Raw genomic sequence first — 18914 nt, forward strand, 5'->3', positions numbered from 1 at the left:
GATGATATCAAAGAAAAAGTTGAGTGTTCTTCTTATTCTTATCCTTCTATCCGTGACAGTATGGGCAGGTAAGAGTACGGAAAGTATAGAAGCTGCACGCTTTCACCAACATCAAGAATTGAAGCAAGCAGATGCATTGCCTAAAGTAATTTTACACTTGTCCACCCCCATGAGTTTTGAATATGGGGCGCCTTTAGAGACCTTTGATGTTAAAATTGAAATTCAAAAGGATCCGACACAGTCGGTCCATGAAAAAACATGGATGTCAAACGGGAAAATCAGATATCGTGGGAATTCATCCTTGTACTACGACAAAAAGCAATATCAAATTCATCTGATTAATGAAGCGGGGGAAGAAGAAAAACGTTCGGTTCTAGGTATGTCAGCTGATGAAGAATGGGTGTTAAACGGATCCATGATCGATCAATCATTTATTCGTAATTATTTGGGATTTAACATTGCTGGGGAGATTATGGACTATGCGCCAAATGTGCGATTTTGCGAGGTGGAGCTTCACATCGACGGCGAAGTTATCCCTCAAGGTCTTTACCTGTTTGTTGAAAATGTAAAACGAGGCGAGGATCGTGTAGACATTAAAAAGTACGACCCTGCATTGCCGTCAAGTGCATATGTAATACGACGAGACCGATATCATCCAGATGAAAATATTATCTCTACATATGCTGACGAGATAGGTGCGAGTCGAGAATTCATTGGTGTAAAATATCCCGGACCATCGACGATTAACAAGGAGACCTTAGATTTTATTCAAGAGGATGTGTCGAAGATTGAACAAGTCTTATATGCAAGCGATCAAAAAATATTTGAGACATATCCTGACTATATAGACGTAGATTCCTTTGTGGATTATTTTATTATTAATGAGTTTCTTGCTAATTATGATGCTGGTATTTACTCCACTTATGCTTATAAAGATTTGGGTGGAAAACTAAGTATGGGTCCAGTATGGGACTTTGATCAAGAACTTGGCAATGATCCTGTTCATGAATTTCGAGTTGATCAGTTTGTTTTGCCGTCCTACCCATGGTTTAATGCCTTGGTAAAAGATCGTGAATTCATTGATCGTGTTGTGGAACGATATCATGAATTGCGGCAAGGCGTTTTGAGTGAAACCTACTTGCTCTCTTATATCGATGATACGATCGTTTTTCTGGGAGATTCTATTGAAAGGGATCGTGATATTTGGATTGCTGATGAGACGTTAGAGAAAATGAAGGATTATGGAACGGAAATTGAGAAAATGAAATCTCTAATCCATGAGAAAGGGGATTGGATGGATCTTCATATTGACGATCTATATCAATACACCCGTCCGCCAGTCGTAAGCAATGCACCTAGAAATCTGGCAGCGATCTTGTTTGTACTATCATTTATTCTTGCAGTATTGCTTGCAAGGAGGGAATAGAGAGGGGAAAAATGGAGAAGATGCGATTGCGACGAAAGATTTTATTGTTACTCACTTTGATTAGCTCAGTGATCTATATTGGATGGAGGATAATCTATACCATACCAACAAGTTATGGCTGGCTGTCACTATTAGCTGGAGTGGCTTTAATTGTTGCGGAAACGATTAGTGTGATTGAAGCCTTTGAACATTATCGGAATATGAGCAGTGCGGTGATCCCAGAAAAACCGGAAATTCCGTTGGAATGGTTTCCTGAAATCGATGTACTGATTGCGACACATAATGAGCCGGTAGAATTGTTGTATAAAACAATCAATGGATGTAATCATATGGACTACCCAGATTCAAAGAAGGTCCATATTCATCTTTGTGATGATATGGACCGGCCCGAAATGCGGGATCTGGCTGACGAAATGGGTATTGGTTATTTTGGTTTGTCGGAGAATGATGAAGCGAAGGCGGGAAATTTAAACAATGCTCTAGAAAAAACGCATGCTCCCTTGGTTGTTACCTTTGATGCAGATATGATTCCAACCCATAAATTTCTTCTTGAAACCGTTCCGTACTTCTTTTTGCCAAGGATGGAAAAAAATAAGGATGGCCTTTGGGTCGAACGTGAGAACGTGGATGAAGAAGATAAAATTGGTTTTATCCAAACCCCTCAAAGCTTTTATAATGCCGACCTTTTTCAGTACAATCTTCATTCAGAAGATCGAATTCCCAATGAGCAGGACTATTTTTTCCGTGAAGTCAATGTTGGGCGAAATCGAACAAATTCTGCTATTTATGCGGGCTCTAACACGGTCATTTCTCGACAAGCATTGGAGGAAGTGGGTGGCATTACAGTTGGTACAATCACAGAGGACTTTGCAACCGGTATCGAAATTCAAAGCAAAGGATACCGATGCTATGCCATCGATCAAGCGCTTGCCCATGGATTGGCACCCACAACTGTCTTGAGTTTAATCAAACAGCGGGAACGTTGGGGCAGAGGCTGTGTTCAAACCATTCGACGAAAAGAGTTTATATTCAACAAAGATTTGAATTGGAGAACAAAACTGAGTTACTATGCGAGCTTTATGTATTGGTGGACATTTATGCGCCGATTTATTTACATCATCTCTCCCATTCTATTTACTGTATTTCATATTCATGTCGTGGAATGCAGTTTGTGGGAGTTAATCATTATTTGGTTGCCATCCTATTTGCTGTACAATCGCACTCTTAGAGTCATTTCAGGGAATATACGAAACCAGCGATGGAGTAATGTTGTCGATACGATTATTTTTCCTTATTTGGTCTTTCCAATTTTTCTGGAAACCATCGGAGTGAAACTCAGCAAATTTGCGGTGACAAAAAAAGATCGCTCTACCATTAATTCGGAGTCAAACTTACGATATGCTGCTCCGCACATGATTCTAATTGTATTTTCACTGATCGGGCTCTATGTTAGTGTTAGAGATGCTGTCATTTTTCATTCATTTGGAAATATCATTGTGATCTATTGGCTTTGTGTTAACCTTTACAATCTGACTATGGCGGTCTTATTTATGTTAGGGCGCACCAATTATCGCCAATACGAACGGTTTGATGCTGAGGTGGATGTAAGGATCATTCTGCCTGAAGAAACCATAGTGACTCGGACCTGCGATATCTCTGAATTTGGATTGGCACTCATGATGGATCAATCGCAGTTAATTCCTGTGGATGAGACCTGTACTTTACGAATTCATAACGAGCGATATGAAGCCGAAGTGGATGCTAAACTTGTTCATGTCATACAAGTGGAGAATCAAGTTAAATATTGTTTTGAAATCGTATCATGCACACCGGCAGACAAGCGGAAGTATTATCAAATCGTTTATGATCGTGGTCACTCATATCCAAATTATTTGAGTCCAAGTGTCACTGTATTGGATGATCTAAGGGTGAATTTACAAGGACGAGCATTTGTACCTATGCAGTCGAATCGAAAACGTCCTCGTATTCTTTTGAATCAATCGATTCTTACAAGTGATGGCGAAAAGGCGATCTTAAGGGATTTCAACTATAAATATGCTTTAGTTGAAATTGAAGGAGGACACCGAGATAAACTGAGCCTTGAGTTAGAAAGCGGCCAGTTTATGGAACTGATTTACGATGAGCGTATTTCAGTCTTCAAAGGACCGAATGAAGGCGTGTATCATGTAGAGAATGCGGAAGTCTTGGTTTCAAGCCAACGATTCCAAAAGTTGATGGAATCTTGGATTCAGGAGAAGCAGAAAATAAATCATGATCTGAGTGAATTACACGAAGCGACGGATCTTGACGGCTAAGGAAGGGAAAGAGCATGAAAAGAATGGACTTGATTCTTATGCTTGCAATGTTACTTCTTGTAAGCTTTGGACTTGGGCTGGCAATCAATAATCAAAGTAAAGATATCAATGAACTTTCTTCAAGCATTGGTCAATTGTCTGAGACTGTTGCAAGGAATAAGAATATGGAAGATTTGACTCAAACTGTAAATGATTTGAGCGATGAGATTCTTAAAACTGATGCAAATTACAATGGGGTGAAGGTACATGGAAATTTATTTGTTAATGGAGCGAGCCTTTTTGACCAGCAGGGTGATCGGGTACAGTTGCAAGGGTTTAGTTCTCATGGCTTAATGTGGTATCCAGAATATATCAATTACGCAGCTATGGAAACGATTCGAAACTATGGTGCCAACGTCATGCGGATTGCAGTTTATACAGAAACCAACAGCGGATATATAGACAACGGCAAAGAGGTGCTTGGCATCTTGTATCAATCGATGGAAAATGTGCTTGCAGCAGATCTATATGCCATAGTTGATTGGCATATATTGGAAGATGAAAGCCCGCTAATCCATCAGGAACAAGCGATTGAATTTTTTGATCGAGTATCAAGGCAATATGCAAATCATCCGGGCGTGATATATGAAATTTGTAATGAACCCAATGGAGATACAAGCTGGGCCGATATTAAGGCATATGCAGAAACTGTGATTCCTGTGATTCGCAAGAATTCGCCTTCAGCCTTGATTTTGGTAGGTACACCCAATTATTCGACGGATATAGAAAGTGTATATGAAGATCCGTTGATGTATGAGGGTGTTATGTATAGCTATCATCAGTATATTGATGAGAACAGCAGTTCAAGTCGTTCGACAATTGAGAAAGCACAAGAATTCAAACTACCTCTCTTTGTCTCTGAGTGGGGTGTGAACAACCGCAATGAAGATCTAGAGATCTCATTGATTCGTGCAGAGGAGTTTTTAATGCTTCTAGACGAGTACTCGATTAGCTGGGTCAATTGGTCTCTAAGCAATAAGTCTGAAATTTCAGCGGCTATACGAAGTGAAGTACATTCACTTAGTGGATGGACCTTGGATGAGTTGAGTCACTCCGGTCGATTGACTTTTCAACATTTAAATCAATAGGGATAAAGAAGGAAGCTCGATATGGGCTTTCTTTTTTTGAGTTGAAAGAGCACATTTGTGGAGGAGGGAATATAGTGTGATAAGTATGATAAGGCTTGTAAACAGAATCTTGGTAGAGAAATATTCAAAAAAAGGTTTCGAATGATTTGGGTATACATAAATTAGGAAGTAAAGGGTCTAACTAGAACATCGTTAATAAGGAGACTGAAGTCTTGGCGTTGAAAAATGAAAAGAGGAGATTAAATGAAAGCCGTATGGAAAGGGACACTTTTAGCAGAGAGCAATCAAACCATTGTGATAGAAGGAAATCACTATTTCCCGCCTGAGTCAGTGAATAGAAAGTTTCTGGAGGATAGCGATCATCGATCTCGTTGCCCGTGGAAGGGACTGTCTCATTACTATCATATTGTTGTTGATGGAGAAATAAATGAAAATGCCGCATGGTACTATCCAGAGCCCTTAGAGGCGGCAAATGAGATTGAAAACTATGTTGCTTTTTGGAAAGGTGTTGAAATTACAGAAGATAAGTAAAGATCGTACCTGGTATGAAACTATCAATGGATCAAGAGGAGGAACCGATGGGTTTCTCTTTTTGTGTATATTGCACAAAGATTTGGTGTTTTGAGGCAAATCAGATAGAATAAAATCAATCGACAAATTAGGAGGTGGAAGATGAATTTGCCTGTAAAGATCAGAGTCAAGCAAGTGAAAAAAGAGATGCTTTTTGAAGCATATAAGCATAAAGAAGTTTTGACATATTGCCAAAGATGCAACAATTATGGAAAGAATTATAGCTGTCCGGATTTTTTCTTTGACACGGTTGCGTATTTGGAACCCTATAAGTACGCGACTATTATTCTAACGGAAGTGGATACACAACAAATTCAAATGCAATGGCATCAACTGGATCCCAATCAATTAGATTCACGAGTTCGCAGCAACTATTTAATGGAGGAGCCGGATCAGAAGCTTGATATGAAAAGCATTGTGTCCATGTATGCTTTTGAAAACATAAAAAATCAGATGGCGGATCAATTGCTAGCGCTTGAAACGAAAATCGATGATTCGGTGGGGTTGCCACCTGGATCTTGTACAAAATGTGCCACTTGTAGGAAATCACTTGGTGAGCCTTGCAGATTCCCAGAAACCCTAAGATATTCTCTTGAAGCCCTGGGGTTTTTGGTATCGGGAATCTATAAGCAATTATTTGATTTGGAACTTGCTTGGTCGAAAGATGAGCTGCCAACATCGTTCTGTTCTTGTAGTGCTTTGATGACGAAAGAAAAATGTGATGAAATTATAATTTTGGAGAGCTTAGAAGGCATGGTGTTGAGGATTAATGAAGTTGGGGTCTAAGATGTCTGATTCTGCATTCTTTTCATAGGGATTGCTTGTTTTAGAAGAACAAGATATTTTTTTAAATCAAAGATCTAGCATAAATGATTGAGTTTTAAAATGGGGAGGGTGAAATCGATGAAAGATATTATAGACGAAATGAATAAGTCTGAAAATGAACAAGAACAATTTGAAGGAGTTTTAATACGTGAACAGCTGGTTCCAGGAGATCTGGGTTATCTGGCATATCTGCATGCAAAGATTTACTTTGCAGAGTGTGGGTACGATTTGGAATTTGAAGGGTATGTATGTAAAACCTTTTATGAATTTACCCAGCGCTATTCTCCAGAAGGGGATCGTTTCTTTATTGCTGAAAAAGATGGAATGATCATCGGAAATATTGCGATTCTGTACCATAGTGAAAATGAAGCGCAGTTGCGATGGTTTCTTATCCTTCCAGAATATAGAGGGATGGGATTGGGTAGAGAACTGTTTGAAAGGTCGATGGAATATTGTCGAAAAAAGGGTTATAAAAAAGTATGGCTCCTGACAACGGATGACCAGGAAAAAGCAACGGCTATGTATGTGAGACAAGGATTTAAACGGGTTTCAGAGGAGCCGATCAGCATGTGGGGCCGTCAGTTAATTGAACGGAAATATGAGCTTGGCATAGATTAATAAGGATTATCGATCAGATAAGCCAAGTTCGTTTGTTACAAGGAAGGAGTAGGAACATGAAGGTCGTTGCGATTATAGGTGGCTTGGCATTTATGCCAATTGTCACCTTGTATATCTTTCTGGTATTGGGATTTCCATATGGTGAGTTTGCTATGGGCGGGAAATATAAGGTTGTTCCAAGGGAAAAACGAATAATTTTTGTGGTTTCACTTGTCATACAGTTAGCAGCAATTGTCATCATTCTTCAAATGGTGGGGATCTTGCCTTTGATCTTTTCCTTTCCTGCAACACAAAGAGTTTGTTATCTATTTGCAGGATACTTTACTTTGAATATTCTCGCCAATGTATTATCAAAAAGCAAAAAAGAGAGAATTGTGATGACACCCCTATCACTTGTGATTGCAGTTTGCTTTTGGTTAATTGCCATTGGAAATTAATGGATGACCTTCATGGGTAATTAGTGCGAATCAGTTTCAAAAAGTGTGATAAGATGAGGAATAGTGATGATGTAAAGGGGACAATTCATGATATCTCAAGACTTAAAGATAAATCCATCCATCCTTAAAGCAGTAGACGAGCAAAATTATAAAAAAGCAACGCCCATCCAAGAAAAGGCAATACCGATTGTACTTAGCGGCAAGGATTTGCTTGCTTGTGCACAAACGGGAACAGGAAAAACGGCTGCCTTTGCGCTTCCGATCCTGCATATGCTTTCGAAAGAGTGGGGAAAAGGAGAAGATTTTCATCCGATTCGAGCATTAGTTTTAGCACCGACGCGGGAATTGGCACTTCAAATTGGTGATAGTTTTAAAAGCTATGGTCAATATTTAAAAATGCAAACTGCTGTTGTTTATGGGGGAGTCCCAATCAATCGCAATATCAAGGCATTGAAAAGAGAGCCAAGCATATTGGTTGCGACGCCAGGGCGACTTTTGGACTTGATCGATGAAGGCATGGTTGACTTGGACCGTGTTGAATTTCTTGTACTGGATGAGGCGGATCGCATGCTAGATCTAGGTATGATTCAAGATGTAAAAGCAATTCTATCGAGTTTACCAGCAGAGAGACAGAATTTATTGTTTTCTGCTACGTTGCCGGACGAAATTTCGAAACTTTCTACTTCTATTTTGAAGAATCCTGCTAGAGTGGAAGTAAAAGGCAAGCCTGTAAAAAAAGCTGGGATCAAGCAAAAACTTTATTACGTTGATGAACCAGATAAAATTTCTTTGTTGCTGTATTTACTAAAAGACCAATCCTTTGATTCGGTTTTGGTTTTTGTACGGACAAAGAAGAAGGCCGACCAAGTACTAAAAGCCATTCAAGTAGCCAATATAAGTGTTGGTGTGATCCATGGCGATAAAAATCAAACGGATAGAGTCCAAGCTTTGTCGCTTTTTAAGAAGAAAGAAATACGAGTATTGGTTGCAACAGATGTTGCGGCACGGGGAATTGATATCGATCGATTGTCTCATGTAGTGAATCTGAATATTCCAGCTGTTTCGGAAACCTATATTCATAGAATTGGTCGAACCGGAAGAGCCGGAATGAGCGGTATTGCCATATCTTTTTGCAACAATCAAGAAATCCCTCGATTGAAAGCGATTGAAAAACTTCAAGGCATTGAGCTTGCATGCGTTGAAGAACATCCATACGTGCTTTATAATATTGCAATTAAGCAGAGCCGGGAAAAATATCGAGAGAAGCCGATGTCGAAAGACAAACCGAAAAAGAGAAATGAAAAACCTGGCGAAAGAAAGAGAAGCGAAAAGTCCAACGATAGAAAGAAAAACGAAAAAGCTAACGGGAAGAAAAGAAATGAGAAATCGAGTAATCAAAAAAAGAAGTTTGGAAATTCCAAGTCCGAAAATCAACAGGCTAATAGATCCAAGAACAGGCCGAAAGGTAAAAGGAACAAGTAATGCTTGTAAGGAAGGGAAGACAAGAGAATGGGATCGCTAAATCAACAAATTCAGGTTTATAAAAAACAATTGGATCAGGGCGATATTCGAAAAGCTTACCAAGGAATCATCGGCTACATGATGAAATTGCGCAATTATTTTGCACGGAAATATCCAGAGTATCGACTTGCAGGAAGTATTTATCAAGGGTATATGGATATGACCTTTTTCTCCCTTACGAATGAGTATTTACGAGAAAAAAAATTAAAAATTGCTATTGTTTTTCTTCATGAGTCCTTGCAGTTTGAAGTATGGTTGTCAGCAAATAACAAAATAATTCAAAAAAAATATTGGAATATATTTCAGTCTAAGGACTGGACTTACTATTCCATATCATCAATGGAAAAGGGTGTTGATTCCATTCTTTCCTACGTCCTAACTGCTAATCCTGATTTCGATGATTTGGATAGCTTGACTGAAGAAATCGAAAGTGGTACTTTTCAATTTATTGAGGATGTGCAAAACTTTCTCGAAATCAATAAATTTGATTGAAATCATGTGAAATTGTGGTACAATAAAAAAACGAAGAAAAAGAATTTATCAAGATTTTTGGCGACCTGTATGAAAACTATGAGTCGTATAACATTCATTGAAAGTATAGGAGAAGGAAGACGTGGCGAATAAAAAATTGGAATTAATGAAAAAGTTGATTGAAGATAAAAAGAAAATTAGCGCGCAACAAGGATACAAAACAAGTCAGGTGGAAGCACAAGAAGCCGTAAGCACTCGAAAGGCATTTCGAAATCAGAAATCAGGCGGACTGTTTGACCGATAAAATAGGAACTAGATTGAAACTCCAGTGGTGTAAATACCATTGGAGTTTTTTGTATTCTCCTAGTAAATAGAAGGCAATCGTATTTAGGCTTGTGATAAGATAAAGAGAGTATTCTGAATAAGAATCAGTGGATTTAAGGGGATCGAGCCTGTAACAAGAATATAGATAAATGTTATGGAATATAGTCGAAGAACTTGGAGAAATGAATAGGAAAGAAAGGGAGGAAAAGATGGGAAATCAGATCGTGACTCTTGTTTCTGGAATTGTTTTGGGGATTGGATTGATCTTGGTCCTTCTTCCAAAAATCTTAAGAAAGATTGGTTTGCATCCTCACTACGAAGGGGAAAGCTATAACTTGGAGGGAAAGAGAGCCTTACTGATTACGACTAGTCACGATAGCCTTGGGGATCAAGGAAAAAAAACTGGCGTATACGCATCAGAAATGACGGTACCATACTATCAATTTTTAGATGCGAAAATGACGGTTGATTTGGCAAGTATTCGGGGGGGAAAAATTCCAATCGAGTCGGCCAGTCTTAAATACCCTCTTGCAACCCCTCAAGATCGAAGATTTTTACAGGATGTTATCTTTAAGGGAAAAGTTGAGAACTCGATGTCAGTCGATGATGTGGATGTTTCTAACTATGATCTGATTTTTCTGGCTGGGGGTTGGGGTGCGGCATATGATCTTGGAACAAGCCAAGTGTTAGGTGAAAAACTGACCCAAGCCAATGCGACTAACAAAGTTTTAGGTTCTGTTTGTCATGGCGCACTTGGGTTTGTTCAGGCAAAAGAAGTGAATGGTCAACCTCTGGTAAAAGGGAAAAAGATGACGGCGGTTACTGACAAGCAAGTACATGAGCTTAAAATTACGATTACACCCATGCATCCAGAAACGGAGCTTAGAAAGCTTGGTGCGAACTTCAAAAGCAATACGGCATTTAAAGATGTCTTTGCTAACTTAGTTCTTGTGGATGGAAATATCGTGACAGGTCAAAATCAAAATGCAGGTGCGGAAACCGCTCAAACCATGATGCGGTTATTAATAGATGGGATCAAGAAGGGAGATGAAAAATGAAAGTAGTTACTACAGATAATGCATTAAAACCTTCGGGTCATTACTCGCAGGCAATTATTCACAATGATTTGGTTTACATATCGGGACAATTGGCGATCGATTCAAGTACGGGTGAAAAACGATTTGGATCCATCGAAGAGGAAACTGCAGTGGTTCTACAAAATCTAGACTTGGTCTTACAGGAAGCGGGAAGCAATAAAGATCAGGTGTTGAAAACGACAGTATATATTTCTGATATTGCTTTATGGGGGCGCGTCAACCAAGTTTACGGAGAGTTTTTTGCCAATCATAAGCCTGCGAGAGCAATTGTTCCGACAAGAGACTTACATTTTGGTTTTAAAGTTGAGATTGAAGCGATTGCTGCAATTGTAAAACCAGAGAAGTAGGCTTGAGGTCAGTTTTAATTCATTCGCAGAACGTTAACAGTAAGAGGAAAAACAAAGGAGAGAGGCGATGGCGATTTCGTATAGATGTCATGAATGTGGGGAAAAGTATACCCTTGATACACGTGCTTTTCGATGTGAGTGTGGCGGTTTGTTTGATTTAGAGAAAGCTGAGCTGAAATTTACAAGTGGACAAATTGCCCAGGATGAATGGAGCTTATTTCGATATATACACGCATTACCCTTTGAAAGTAGCCGGTCGGTTTGGAAAGAGTTATCTATGGGAGAGGGAATGACCCCCATTCTCACGCTTGATCCAGAAATGCCGAATGTTATGGTGAAATTGGATTATGCTATGCCGACTCTATCCTTTAAAGATCGGGGGGCTGTCGTTTTGATAGCCAAAGCAAAAGAATTAGGGATTAAAAAAGTTATTCAAGATAGTAGTGGTAATGCTGGAACTTCCATTGCAGCCTATGCAAGCCGAGCTGGGATGGAGTGCGATATTTTTGTGCCAGAGGCGACCTCTACGAAAAAGATCAAACAGATTTCTGCTCATGGAGCAAAAGTGCATATTGTGAATGGGACGAGGGAAGATACTGCAGCAGCAGCTTTGCATGCCGTAGAGAAGGGGCATGCATTTTATGCCAGTCATGTATATAACCCCTTTTTCTACGAGGGGACTAAAACTTTTGCCTATGAAATCTATGAGCAGCTAAAGGGAGTAGTCCCTGATTCAATCTTTGTTCCTTTAGGCAATGGTACCTTGGTTTTGGGGTGCTATTATGGATTTCTGGAATTGCTTCAGTTGAAGCTAATTAAGAAAATGCCAAGAATCATTGCTGTTCAGGCTGAAGGGTGTGCACCAATTTACCAAGCTTTTATTCGGGGTGATCAATCGATCAAAGAGGTCGTAAATACCGGTACATTGGCGGAAGGCATAGCAATTGCTAATCCTTTACGAGGGAAGCAAGTCTTGGAAGCCATTCAAGAAACAGCTGGCAAGATTATTATTGCACCTGAAGACCAAATTCTTGATGCGAAAAAAGTACTCGCCGAGAGAGGTTTTTTTGTTGAAACGACCACGGCAGCAACCTTTGCAGGATTCTACGACATCTATGAAAAGGAAAATTATGATTCGCTTGGAAGTGTGTTGATCCCATTATGCGGTGCAGGATTAAAGAGTGCGGAATAAGGAAAACAGAAACGTACTGATTTGAAAATAGACGAGTGAAAGAGCAGGTGAGAGATGAAAAACACCATAGAGAAAGATGCCATGATCACACGAAAGTCGATTCGAACATTCACTGGTGAAAAACTATCGGTAAGTGACAAAAATTTGATATTGGATTATATCAATCATGTTGAAAACCGATTCAGCTTTCATGAGAATCAAATTCGAATTCAATTAATCGAAGTTGATGAAAGAAGATCTGACAAGATCGGCACCTATGGAATTATTAAAAATGCACCGGCTTTTCTTGTTGTAAGTTGTAAAAATGATCGAGACAGTTTGTTCGATTGCGGATATGTGGTGGAACGAATGGCCTTGTATCTGGCGCAAAATGGCTTGGGGACATGCTGGCTTGGCGGCACATTTCATCGAGCCAAACTAGTTGAAAAAGTTTCGCTTTTAGCGGATGAAATCATTCCTGTTATTCTACCGGTGGGCTATGGCGATAAGAAGCGGTCTTTGAGTGATAAAATGATACGAAGTCTTGCAAAAGGTGATTCACGTTTGCCGTTTGACAAGCTATTTTTCTACGAAAACTTTATGCAGAAGATTCTTGATTCTGATCTGAGAGGAGAGTTGCAACTGGTGAGACTCGCTCCGAGTGCTTCTAACAAGCAGCCGTGGAGAATTCTGATGGATGAAAATGGTCATGCGCATTTTTATTTGAAACGAACATCAAAATATGCTGCGTCATTAAGCTATGATATTCAATGGCTTGATATGGGAATATCTGCGGCACATTATGAAATAGCATGTGGGGGCTGTGAGTTTCTTGTGGATGATGCCAAGTTGATACACGGGTATCTCGATTTGGAATATGTGATTACTGCAAAACGAAGAGTATAGTTGTGTAAGATATACACGGAAGCCGCTTGTTCTCCTGAGTCTGGGAGAAGAGGGGGGCTTTTTTATTGAAGGCTTGAAAATCATTCTGTGCATAATAAATTGTCATGGAAATTGATGTATTGTGAAGAATTTTATTTTTATCGAAGATCTGCTTAATATATATTGATAAAGAAGCAAGAATGATATAGACTGTAAATTAATAACAGTCTAAGTTTTTGGGAAAGATTAATTGCATAGCAAGGATTCCGAGTCTATCGCTCTACGGGAAACTATGAGCGATAAACCTATGGGTAAACGAAGAAATTTGCTTGCCTCCCGTGTTTGGAAAGGAAGAAGTACCCGCTTTATTTGGCGTTCTTTCTTATGGGGAGAACGTTTTTTTGTTGAAAGAATTAACTAAAATGGAGGGAGAAATGAAACGATCAAAGCAAATCCTATGGATCTGTATGAGTTTATTAATCATATTCTCTTTGCGCGGTTGGGCACTTCATAATCAAGCAACTCCTCTCGCAAAACGATTCTCTTCTCAAGTGGAAACTTTTGAAGCCAAGTATGGAAAGGGTGAGAAAAACACAGGGAATGAGCAAGTCTTACTTAGCTATCGAATGGATGAGGACAAAAAAAGATTTCTTGCTGCTGGCCAGGGATATGAAGACTGGATCTTGTTAAATGTGGTGATTGACAAGGAAGAAGTTGTTGAGGTTGGAGTGGTTTATAGCAAGGAGTCGGATGGATATGGTTCTTATGTTGAGGAGGAGTGGTTTTTAGAACGCACCTTGCTCAAACTTGATCCGGCTCTTGAACTGGTTAAGTATCGAAAAGAATCATCCAATGAAGTTGTGGCAATAACGGGGGCGACAATGACCAGTCAGGGTGTTGTCGACGCGATTAATTCATGCATAAAGATGAAGGAGGAGACAGAATATGAGTAAGCAGTTAAAATCAAAATTAAGTTTATTGTTGGTTGTATTGATGGGATTGGTGGTTTTGGGAGGATGTTCTTCAACGGAAGCAAGCGAAGCGCCTGAAGTGATAGAAACAGCCGGTTATCAATATGATGGAGAGTTGATGTTTACCGGTGAGGGGGTATCATTTTCTATCGCCTATAACGACCTCTACGAAAGAGTTGCCGTTAGCCGCGAGGTAAAGAATGTTTCTTCCAGCGGAGAAGAAAGTGTTAATCAGGTGAAGGGCGTTGTATTGGGCGATTTGCTGCAAGAGCAAGGATTGTCACTAGGTGATTATTCGAGTATGCGTTTTACCGCAGCTGACGGATATGCCATTGATGTACCTGCAGAAATATTAGCAGAGAAAGAAATTATTTTAGCCTATGAATTTGACGGCCAAGCATTGTCAGAGAAAAAAATGCCTTTGCGTGTTGCCATTGACGATGTTCGTTCCATGTACTATGTTTCGAATTTGGCATCGATAGAGCTATTCTCTGATTCGACTGAAGAAGCTGTTGTTGAGTCAAGTGACCGTAAAATTGTATGGATTGAAACAGCAAGCCAAGGGCTGGAACAAGAAATCTATACATATTATGAAAATGAAGATCAAGCCATTATGGTGAAGGATCTTCTGACAGCCCATGTGGATGCGGACTATTCAAAAGTTGAATTCGTTGCTTCTGATGGATTTGAAAAAACGGAAAGTGCTGATGTTGCCGATCAGGCATACTTGAAAGTAACCGGAGAAGACGCCCCCTTGTTTACGGGCATTGATCTTCCAAAGGGCATGAATGTGAAAAGCATTGCCTTTATGGATGTTGCTAATGTAACTTTCGTCTCTGCTCAACAAGCGATGGTTTTGTTGGGCCAAGCGACAGTGGGTGACGACCTGGGTGTATCCTTGGGTCAGATTATAGAAAAATCCGGATTGGAAGGTGACTTCTTTACACTGACTGCCAATGATGGGTATGGGGTTGAAGTACCGAAAGAAGCCATTAAAGACGGCGTTGTCTATGTGAATAATGATGGCACCAACACAGTGAAATTCAATGGTGATTATCCAAAAAATACAAAAATAAAGAACTTGTTGTCTATCGTTTCAAGCGATGGTGCAAACGCGATTGTTATTGAGACTGCAGAATCGGAAACTGCGCCAGAAGCTTCAGAAGCGGTTGTTGAATCAGGTGAGTGGGCAATCGAATTTGATGGCTTGTCAGATGGAGCATTTACCTTTACTAGCGACAAGGCGGAACGCAAGTTGACACGTGTTGCTTTGCATACAGAACGTATGAAAAACGATGTTGTTAAAGCGAATGATTGGGAAGGCTACAAACTGATTGATATTTTAGATTTCTTGCATGTTGAAAATTATACCGAGTTGACGATTGCTTCACTTGACGGATATGAGGTTGTATTGATGGCGAATCAAGTCGATGATGAAACCCTTCTTGCAGTTGTTCAAGATGGTCAAGTTATGAGCGAACCGGATAACAGGGTTCAATTGGTTCAAAACACTGAGTTTTCAACCACGTGGGTGAAAGGGGTCGCAAAGATCACGGTGAAGTAACCCGGAGGTATTCTTATGAAAGAGTTGCGAGGATTGAGTATTTTTGAATGGGTATTGATGGCGCTGATGGCATCCCTTGGGATTGCTACCAAGCCTATTGTTGTACCGCTGGCACATATGATAACAGGTCCCCTCTTTATACCAGGGGGGGCCTTTGCTGGTGGATTTTATATGCTCTGGTTGGTTTTGGCTGGTGGATTGATCGGGAAACGTGGTGTACCGACCATGACAGCCTTGATTCAGGCGATGATTATTGTGGTGACGGGCAGTTTTGGAAGTCATGGATTAATCAGCATCGTGACCTATACCTTACCTGGTCTGATGATTGATCTCTTCTTCTTTTTGATTCGTCGAAAATGGGAAACACCCTTTGATTTCTTTTTTGCTGGCATGATTGCCAATCTAACGGGTACCTATTTGACCAATTTGGTATTCTTTCGTTTGCCTTGGCTGCCGCTTGTGATGACATTGGCGAGTGCCTTGTTGTCCGGTGGAATAGGTGGTGTGATTGCCTATCAAATTTATCGACGGATTCAGGTAACGAGGAGGGGAAAATATGAAGAAAAAAGTTGAGAAGCTTCTTGTGCTTCTCTTTCTTGTCTTCTGTGTTCTAAGTGGATTCACAGCTTGCCAGGACACTGAAATGACAAGCCCCTTAATCATTCGGGGTGATGTGGCAGAGAATATTGCAGTTCAAACAATTTGGTCAAGCATGGAAAAATCAACGATTGAGTGGAATGGAGAAAACGTTAAGGGCGTGGCTTTGCAAGCGCTAGTGGGTGAAGGTTTTCTTTATGAAAAAAATGACTGGATTCTGCTTGCTGAAGATGGATTTATGGTACGTCTTGATGGTGAGACCATATCTGATACTTTTATGGCTTACGACTCGGAACGTCAGTGGTTTTATATGTCCGACAAACATCCAGTTAATAGCCGTGTGAAACATATTAAGGAAATTATTGTTGTAAAAGATGAGGCACAACAGGTTGTTTACGATTCAGGAATCAATTTGGTGTTGGGGGAAGAAAATCATCACTTCTCCATGGGAGAATTGCTGGTGCGGGATCATCAAGTGATTATGCAGACTGATGGGATCAGCCGATCCGGTGAGATCGCTATTGAAGTAATGAAGCAAAAACGCGTGATTCCACTGAATGGTCTGATTGAGATTCCTAACCAACAAGCACTTATTGTTACTCGGAGCGGTGAGATGATCTATGAAGCCGCTGAAGGCGGTATGCTGGAATTGGAAAATGGAGCCATAAACTATCGAAGACAAAATTCGTCGGAAGTTATTCGGGATCTGGTTGGCATTATGTTAGATCCGCCAGCAGGATCCAATATGGATGCCTACTATGATGCAAAATATTATATGGAACACGAAGAACCTGTTTTGGTGCTCTTTTTGGATGGGTTTTCCTATGAAGAGTATAGAGCGCTTTGTAAAAACCATCCAGATTTCTTTATGACGAATTTGCCAGAATTTGATCGGGCAACAAGTGTCTATCGGCCGGTAACCAATGCGGGTTTTGCTGCTATGGTGACTGGACAGCCACCGAGTGTCAACGGGATTCATGATCGCAGCGGGCGTGAATTAACTTGTTCAAGTATCTTTTACGAAGCAGAAAAAAACAATGTCGAAAGCTTATTGGTGGAAGGCGAAATTAAAATTTTGAACCTACCAGGTGAGACCATTCTAAATCTCGATCGAAATGAAAATGGAACAAGCGATGATGAGATCTTCGAATCGGCAATGGAAAAATTAGATTCAGAGAAATACGGATATACCATGGTGCACTTTCACAGCATCGATGATGCTGGACATCAATCGGGTCCTTTAGGAGACTTGACTTGGCAGCGAATAAAAGAAGTAGATGAGTATGTGAGGGCTTTGGTGGCAGCTTGGGATGGACGCGTCATTATCACTGCGGATCACGGCATGCATCAGGAAGGTGAAGGCGGCAATCACTGGGACTTCCGCGCGGAAGACCTGACGATTCCCTATTTGACGTTGCAAGGAGGAAAAGCAAATGAATAAGCAAAACAAATCAATCCTTGGAATTATCGTCGTACTCGTTGTGATTTTGGGTGTGACAGGATATTTAAATCGCGGAGCAACTGCAGAGAAGTCTGCACTCAATGAAAACGCGGTTTTCAAGGTGTTGGTTAATGGCGAAGAGATTGCTAGTAAAAATATGGTGGAAATTCAAGCCTATGGGGAAGTGGATTTTGAGGCCAACTTGAAGACCAGTGGTAAAGATCCGATTCCATATACGTATTCTGGTGTTCTGCTAAAAGCTATTTTGGAAGATGCAGGGGTGGATTTGTCGGATGCAAAAGGCGTTGTGGTTTCGGCGGTTGACGGGTATGCGGTCTCCCTTACCATGGAGAAAATTTTAGCCGACGACAATGTATATCTTGCCTATAAGCGGGATGGTGAATTGATTGGAACTCGTGAAGAAGGCGGAAAAGGACCCTATCAGATGATTATCAGCAAGGATGCTTTCAGTCAATATTGGTGTAAATATGCCTTGTCCGCGGATGTTCAGAAATAATGAAAGAAGCGATGGTTCAAATCCAAGGCTTGAATTTCTGTTATCAAAAGGAAAAACCACTGTTTCGAGATACAAGAGCGGTGTTTTATCGCGGTCAGATCACCGGTATCGTTGGATTGAGCGGTTGTGGAAAATCAACCTTGCTTCGCTTGATTAATGGAAATTTGAGAATGGATAAGTGGCCGGAGGCCTCAGGAAAAATTCTGATTGAGGGAAAGAATCGTGAAGTTTGGAATCAAGATGAACTGATCCAGAAGATGGGAACCGTGTATCAGGATCCAGATTGCCAAATTCTATTTTCTCATGTAGAAGACGAATGGGTATTCGGTATGGAGAATTATCAATTGTCACCGGAAGAAATGGATATGCGTATGGAGAATGTCTGTGAGCTTTTACAGATTCATCATTTGCGCCATCGCAATCCCAATGAATTGTCAGGTGGCGAAAAGCAATTGGTGATTTTGGCATCAATTCTTTGTTTGGAGGCTGAAATTTTCATTTTGGACGAATGTATGACTCAGGTTGATGTGGAAGGGCGACAATTGATTTTTGCAGCCTTAAAGCGATTAAAAGCGGCAGGGAAGACTTTGATTTTGGTTGAACATGAAGAAGAACATTTACAGATTGCGGATCGGGTGTATCGATTGCAGGATCAGAAATTGACAGATGAACTTGTGAAGGGGTTATAGG

Annotated in this window: 20 protein-coding genes and 1 riboswitch; all 20 genes read left to right on the plus strand. The window is 40.3% G+C overall.

Annotated features, from left to right (window positions below; all coding sequences use genetic code 11):
• Position 1: 1 nt before the first annotated feature.
• Positions 2-1426, plus strand: coding sequence for a CotH kinase family protein (locus AC25CA_RS07355; RefSeq protein ID WP_486816413.1), 1425 nt, complete (start codon positions 2-4; stop codon positions 1424-1426).
• Between the two features lie 11 nt (positions 1427-1437).
• On the plus strand, positions 1438-3741 hold the full coding sequence (locus AC25CA_RS07360; protein WP_486816414.1) for a glycosyltransferase family 2 protein: 2304 nt from the start codon (positions 1438-1440) through the stop codon (positions 3739-3741).
• Between the two features lie 14 nt (positions 3742-3755).
• The gene (locus tag AC25CA_RS07365) at positions 3756-4868 is read left to right on the plus strand and encodes a glycoside hydrolase family 5 protein (RefSeq protein ID WP_486816415.1); all 1113 of its coding nucleotides are present in this window, start codon (positions 3756-3758) and stop codon (positions 4866-4868) included.
• Positions 4869-5111: 243 nt separating this feature from the next.
• The gene (locus tag AC25CA_RS07370) at positions 5112-5399 is read left to right on the plus strand and encodes a DUF427 domain-containing protein (RefSeq protein WP_486816416.1); all 288 of its coding nucleotides are present in this window, start codon (positions 5112-5114) and stop codon (positions 5397-5399) included.
• Between the two features lie 141 nt (positions 5400-5540).
• Positions 5541-6224, plus strand: a complete 684-nt coding sequence (locus AC25CA_RS07375; protein WP_486816417.1) for a DUF2284 domain-containing protein — start codon at positions 5541-5543, stop codon at positions 6222-6224.
• A 117-nt stretch (positions 6225-6341) separates the two neighbouring features.
• Positions 6342-6881, plus strand: coding sequence for a GNAT family N-acetyltransferase (locus AC25CA_RS07380; RefSeq protein WP_486816418.1), 540 nt, complete (start codon positions 6342-6344; stop codon positions 6879-6881).
• 56 nt (positions 6882-6937) lie between these two features.
• Positions 6938-7318, plus strand: a complete 381-nt coding sequence (locus tag AC25CA_RS07385) for a hypothetical protein (RefSeq protein ID WP_486816419.1) — start codon at positions 6938-6940, stop codon at positions 7316-7318.
• An 87-nt stretch (positions 7319-7405) separates the two neighbouring features.
• Positions 7406-8800 carry a DEAD/DEAH box helicase gene (locus AC25CA_RS07390; RefSeq protein ID WP_486816420.1) on the plus strand — a complete coding sequence of 465 codons (1395 nt, stop codon included), beginning with the start codon at positions 7406-7408 and terminating at the stop codon, positions 8798-8800.
• A gap of 27 nt (positions 8801-8827) precedes the next feature.
• Positions 8828-9331, plus strand: coding sequence for a DUF7000 family protein (locus AC25CA_RS07395; RefSeq protein WP_486816421.1), 504 nt, complete (start codon positions 8828-8830; stop codon positions 9329-9331).
• 121 nt (positions 9332-9452) lie between these two features.
• Positions 9453-9614: a hypothetical protein gene (locus AC25CA_RS07400; protein WP_486816422.1), complete on the plus strand. Its 162-nt coding sequence runs from the start codon at positions 9453-9455 to the stop codon at positions 9612-9614.
• Positions 9615-9843: 229 nt separating this feature from the next.
• Entirely contained in the window at positions 9844-10692 is an 849-nt protein-coding gene (locus AC25CA_RS07405) for a type 1 glutamine amidotransferase domain-containing protein (RefSeq protein ID WP_486816423.1), read from the plus strand.
• Positions 10689-11078, plus strand: a complete 390-nt coding sequence (locus tag AC25CA_RS07410; protein ID WP_486816424.1) for a RidA family protein — start codon at positions 10689-10691, stop codon at positions 11076-11078. Before AC25CA_RS07405 ends, AC25CA_RS07410 begins: the two co-directional genes overlap by 4 nt.
• 67 nt (positions 11079-11145) lie before the next feature.
• Positions 11146-12270, plus strand: coding sequence for a threonine synthase (locus AC25CA_RS07415; RefSeq protein WP_486816425.1), 1125 nt, complete (start codon positions 11146-11148; stop codon positions 12268-12270).
• 54 nt (positions 12271-12324) lie between these two features.
• Positions 12325-13155 (plus strand): nitroreductase family protein, encoded by an 831-nt coding sequence (locus AC25CA_RS07420; RefSeq protein ID WP_486816426.1) that lies wholly within the window; start codon positions 12325-12327, stop codon positions 13153-13155.
• A 231-nt stretch (positions 13156-13386) separates the two neighbouring features.
• Positions 13387-13503, plus strand: a riboswitch (molybdenum cofactor riboswitch).
• A gap of 65 nt (positions 13504-13568) precedes the next feature.
• A complete protein-coding gene (locus AC25CA_RS07425; protein ID WP_486816427.1) occupies positions 13569-14087 on the plus strand; it encodes an FMN-binding protein in 519 nt (172 codons plus the stop codon).
• A complete protein-coding gene (locus tag AC25CA_RS07430; protein WP_486816428.1) occupies positions 14080-15669 on the plus strand; it encodes a molybdopterin-dependent oxidoreductase in 1590 nt (529 codons plus the stop codon). Before AC25CA_RS07425 ends, AC25CA_RS07430 begins: the two co-directional genes overlap by 8 nt.
• Before the next feature lie 15 nt (positions 15670-15684).
• Entirely contained in the window at positions 15685-16242 is a 558-nt protein-coding gene (locus AC25CA_RS07435) for an ECF transporter S component (RefSeq protein ID WP_486816429.1), read from the plus strand.
• Positions 16226-17707 carry an alkaline phosphatase family protein gene (locus AC25CA_RS07440; RefSeq protein WP_486816430.1) on the plus strand — a complete coding sequence of 494 codons (1482 nt, stop codon included), beginning with the start codon at positions 16226-16228 and terminating at the stop codon, positions 17705-17707. The genes AC25CA_RS07435 and AC25CA_RS07440 overlap by 17 nt, the downstream gene beginning before the upstream one ends.
• On the plus strand, positions 17700-18224 hold the full coding sequence (locus tag AC25CA_RS07445) for a molybdopterin-dependent oxidoreductase (RefSeq protein ID WP_486816431.1): 525 nt from the start codon (positions 17700-17702) through the stop codon (positions 18222-18224). The genes AC25CA_RS07440 and AC25CA_RS07445 overlap by 8 nt, the downstream gene beginning before the upstream one ends.
• The gene (locus AC25CA_RS07450; protein ID WP_486816432.1) at positions 18224-18913 is read left to right on the plus strand and encodes an ABC transporter ATP-binding protein; all 690 of its coding nucleotides are present in this window, start codon (positions 18224-18226) and stop codon (positions 18911-18913) included. Before AC25CA_RS07445 ends, AC25CA_RS07450 begins: the two co-directional genes overlap by 1 nt.
• The last annotated feature ends 1 nt before the right edge of the window (position 18914 follow it).

The organism is Gottschalkiaceae bacterium SANA (assembly GCA_036323355.1).
GTDB lineage: Bacteria > Bacillota > Clostridia > Tissierellales > GPF-1 > GPF-1.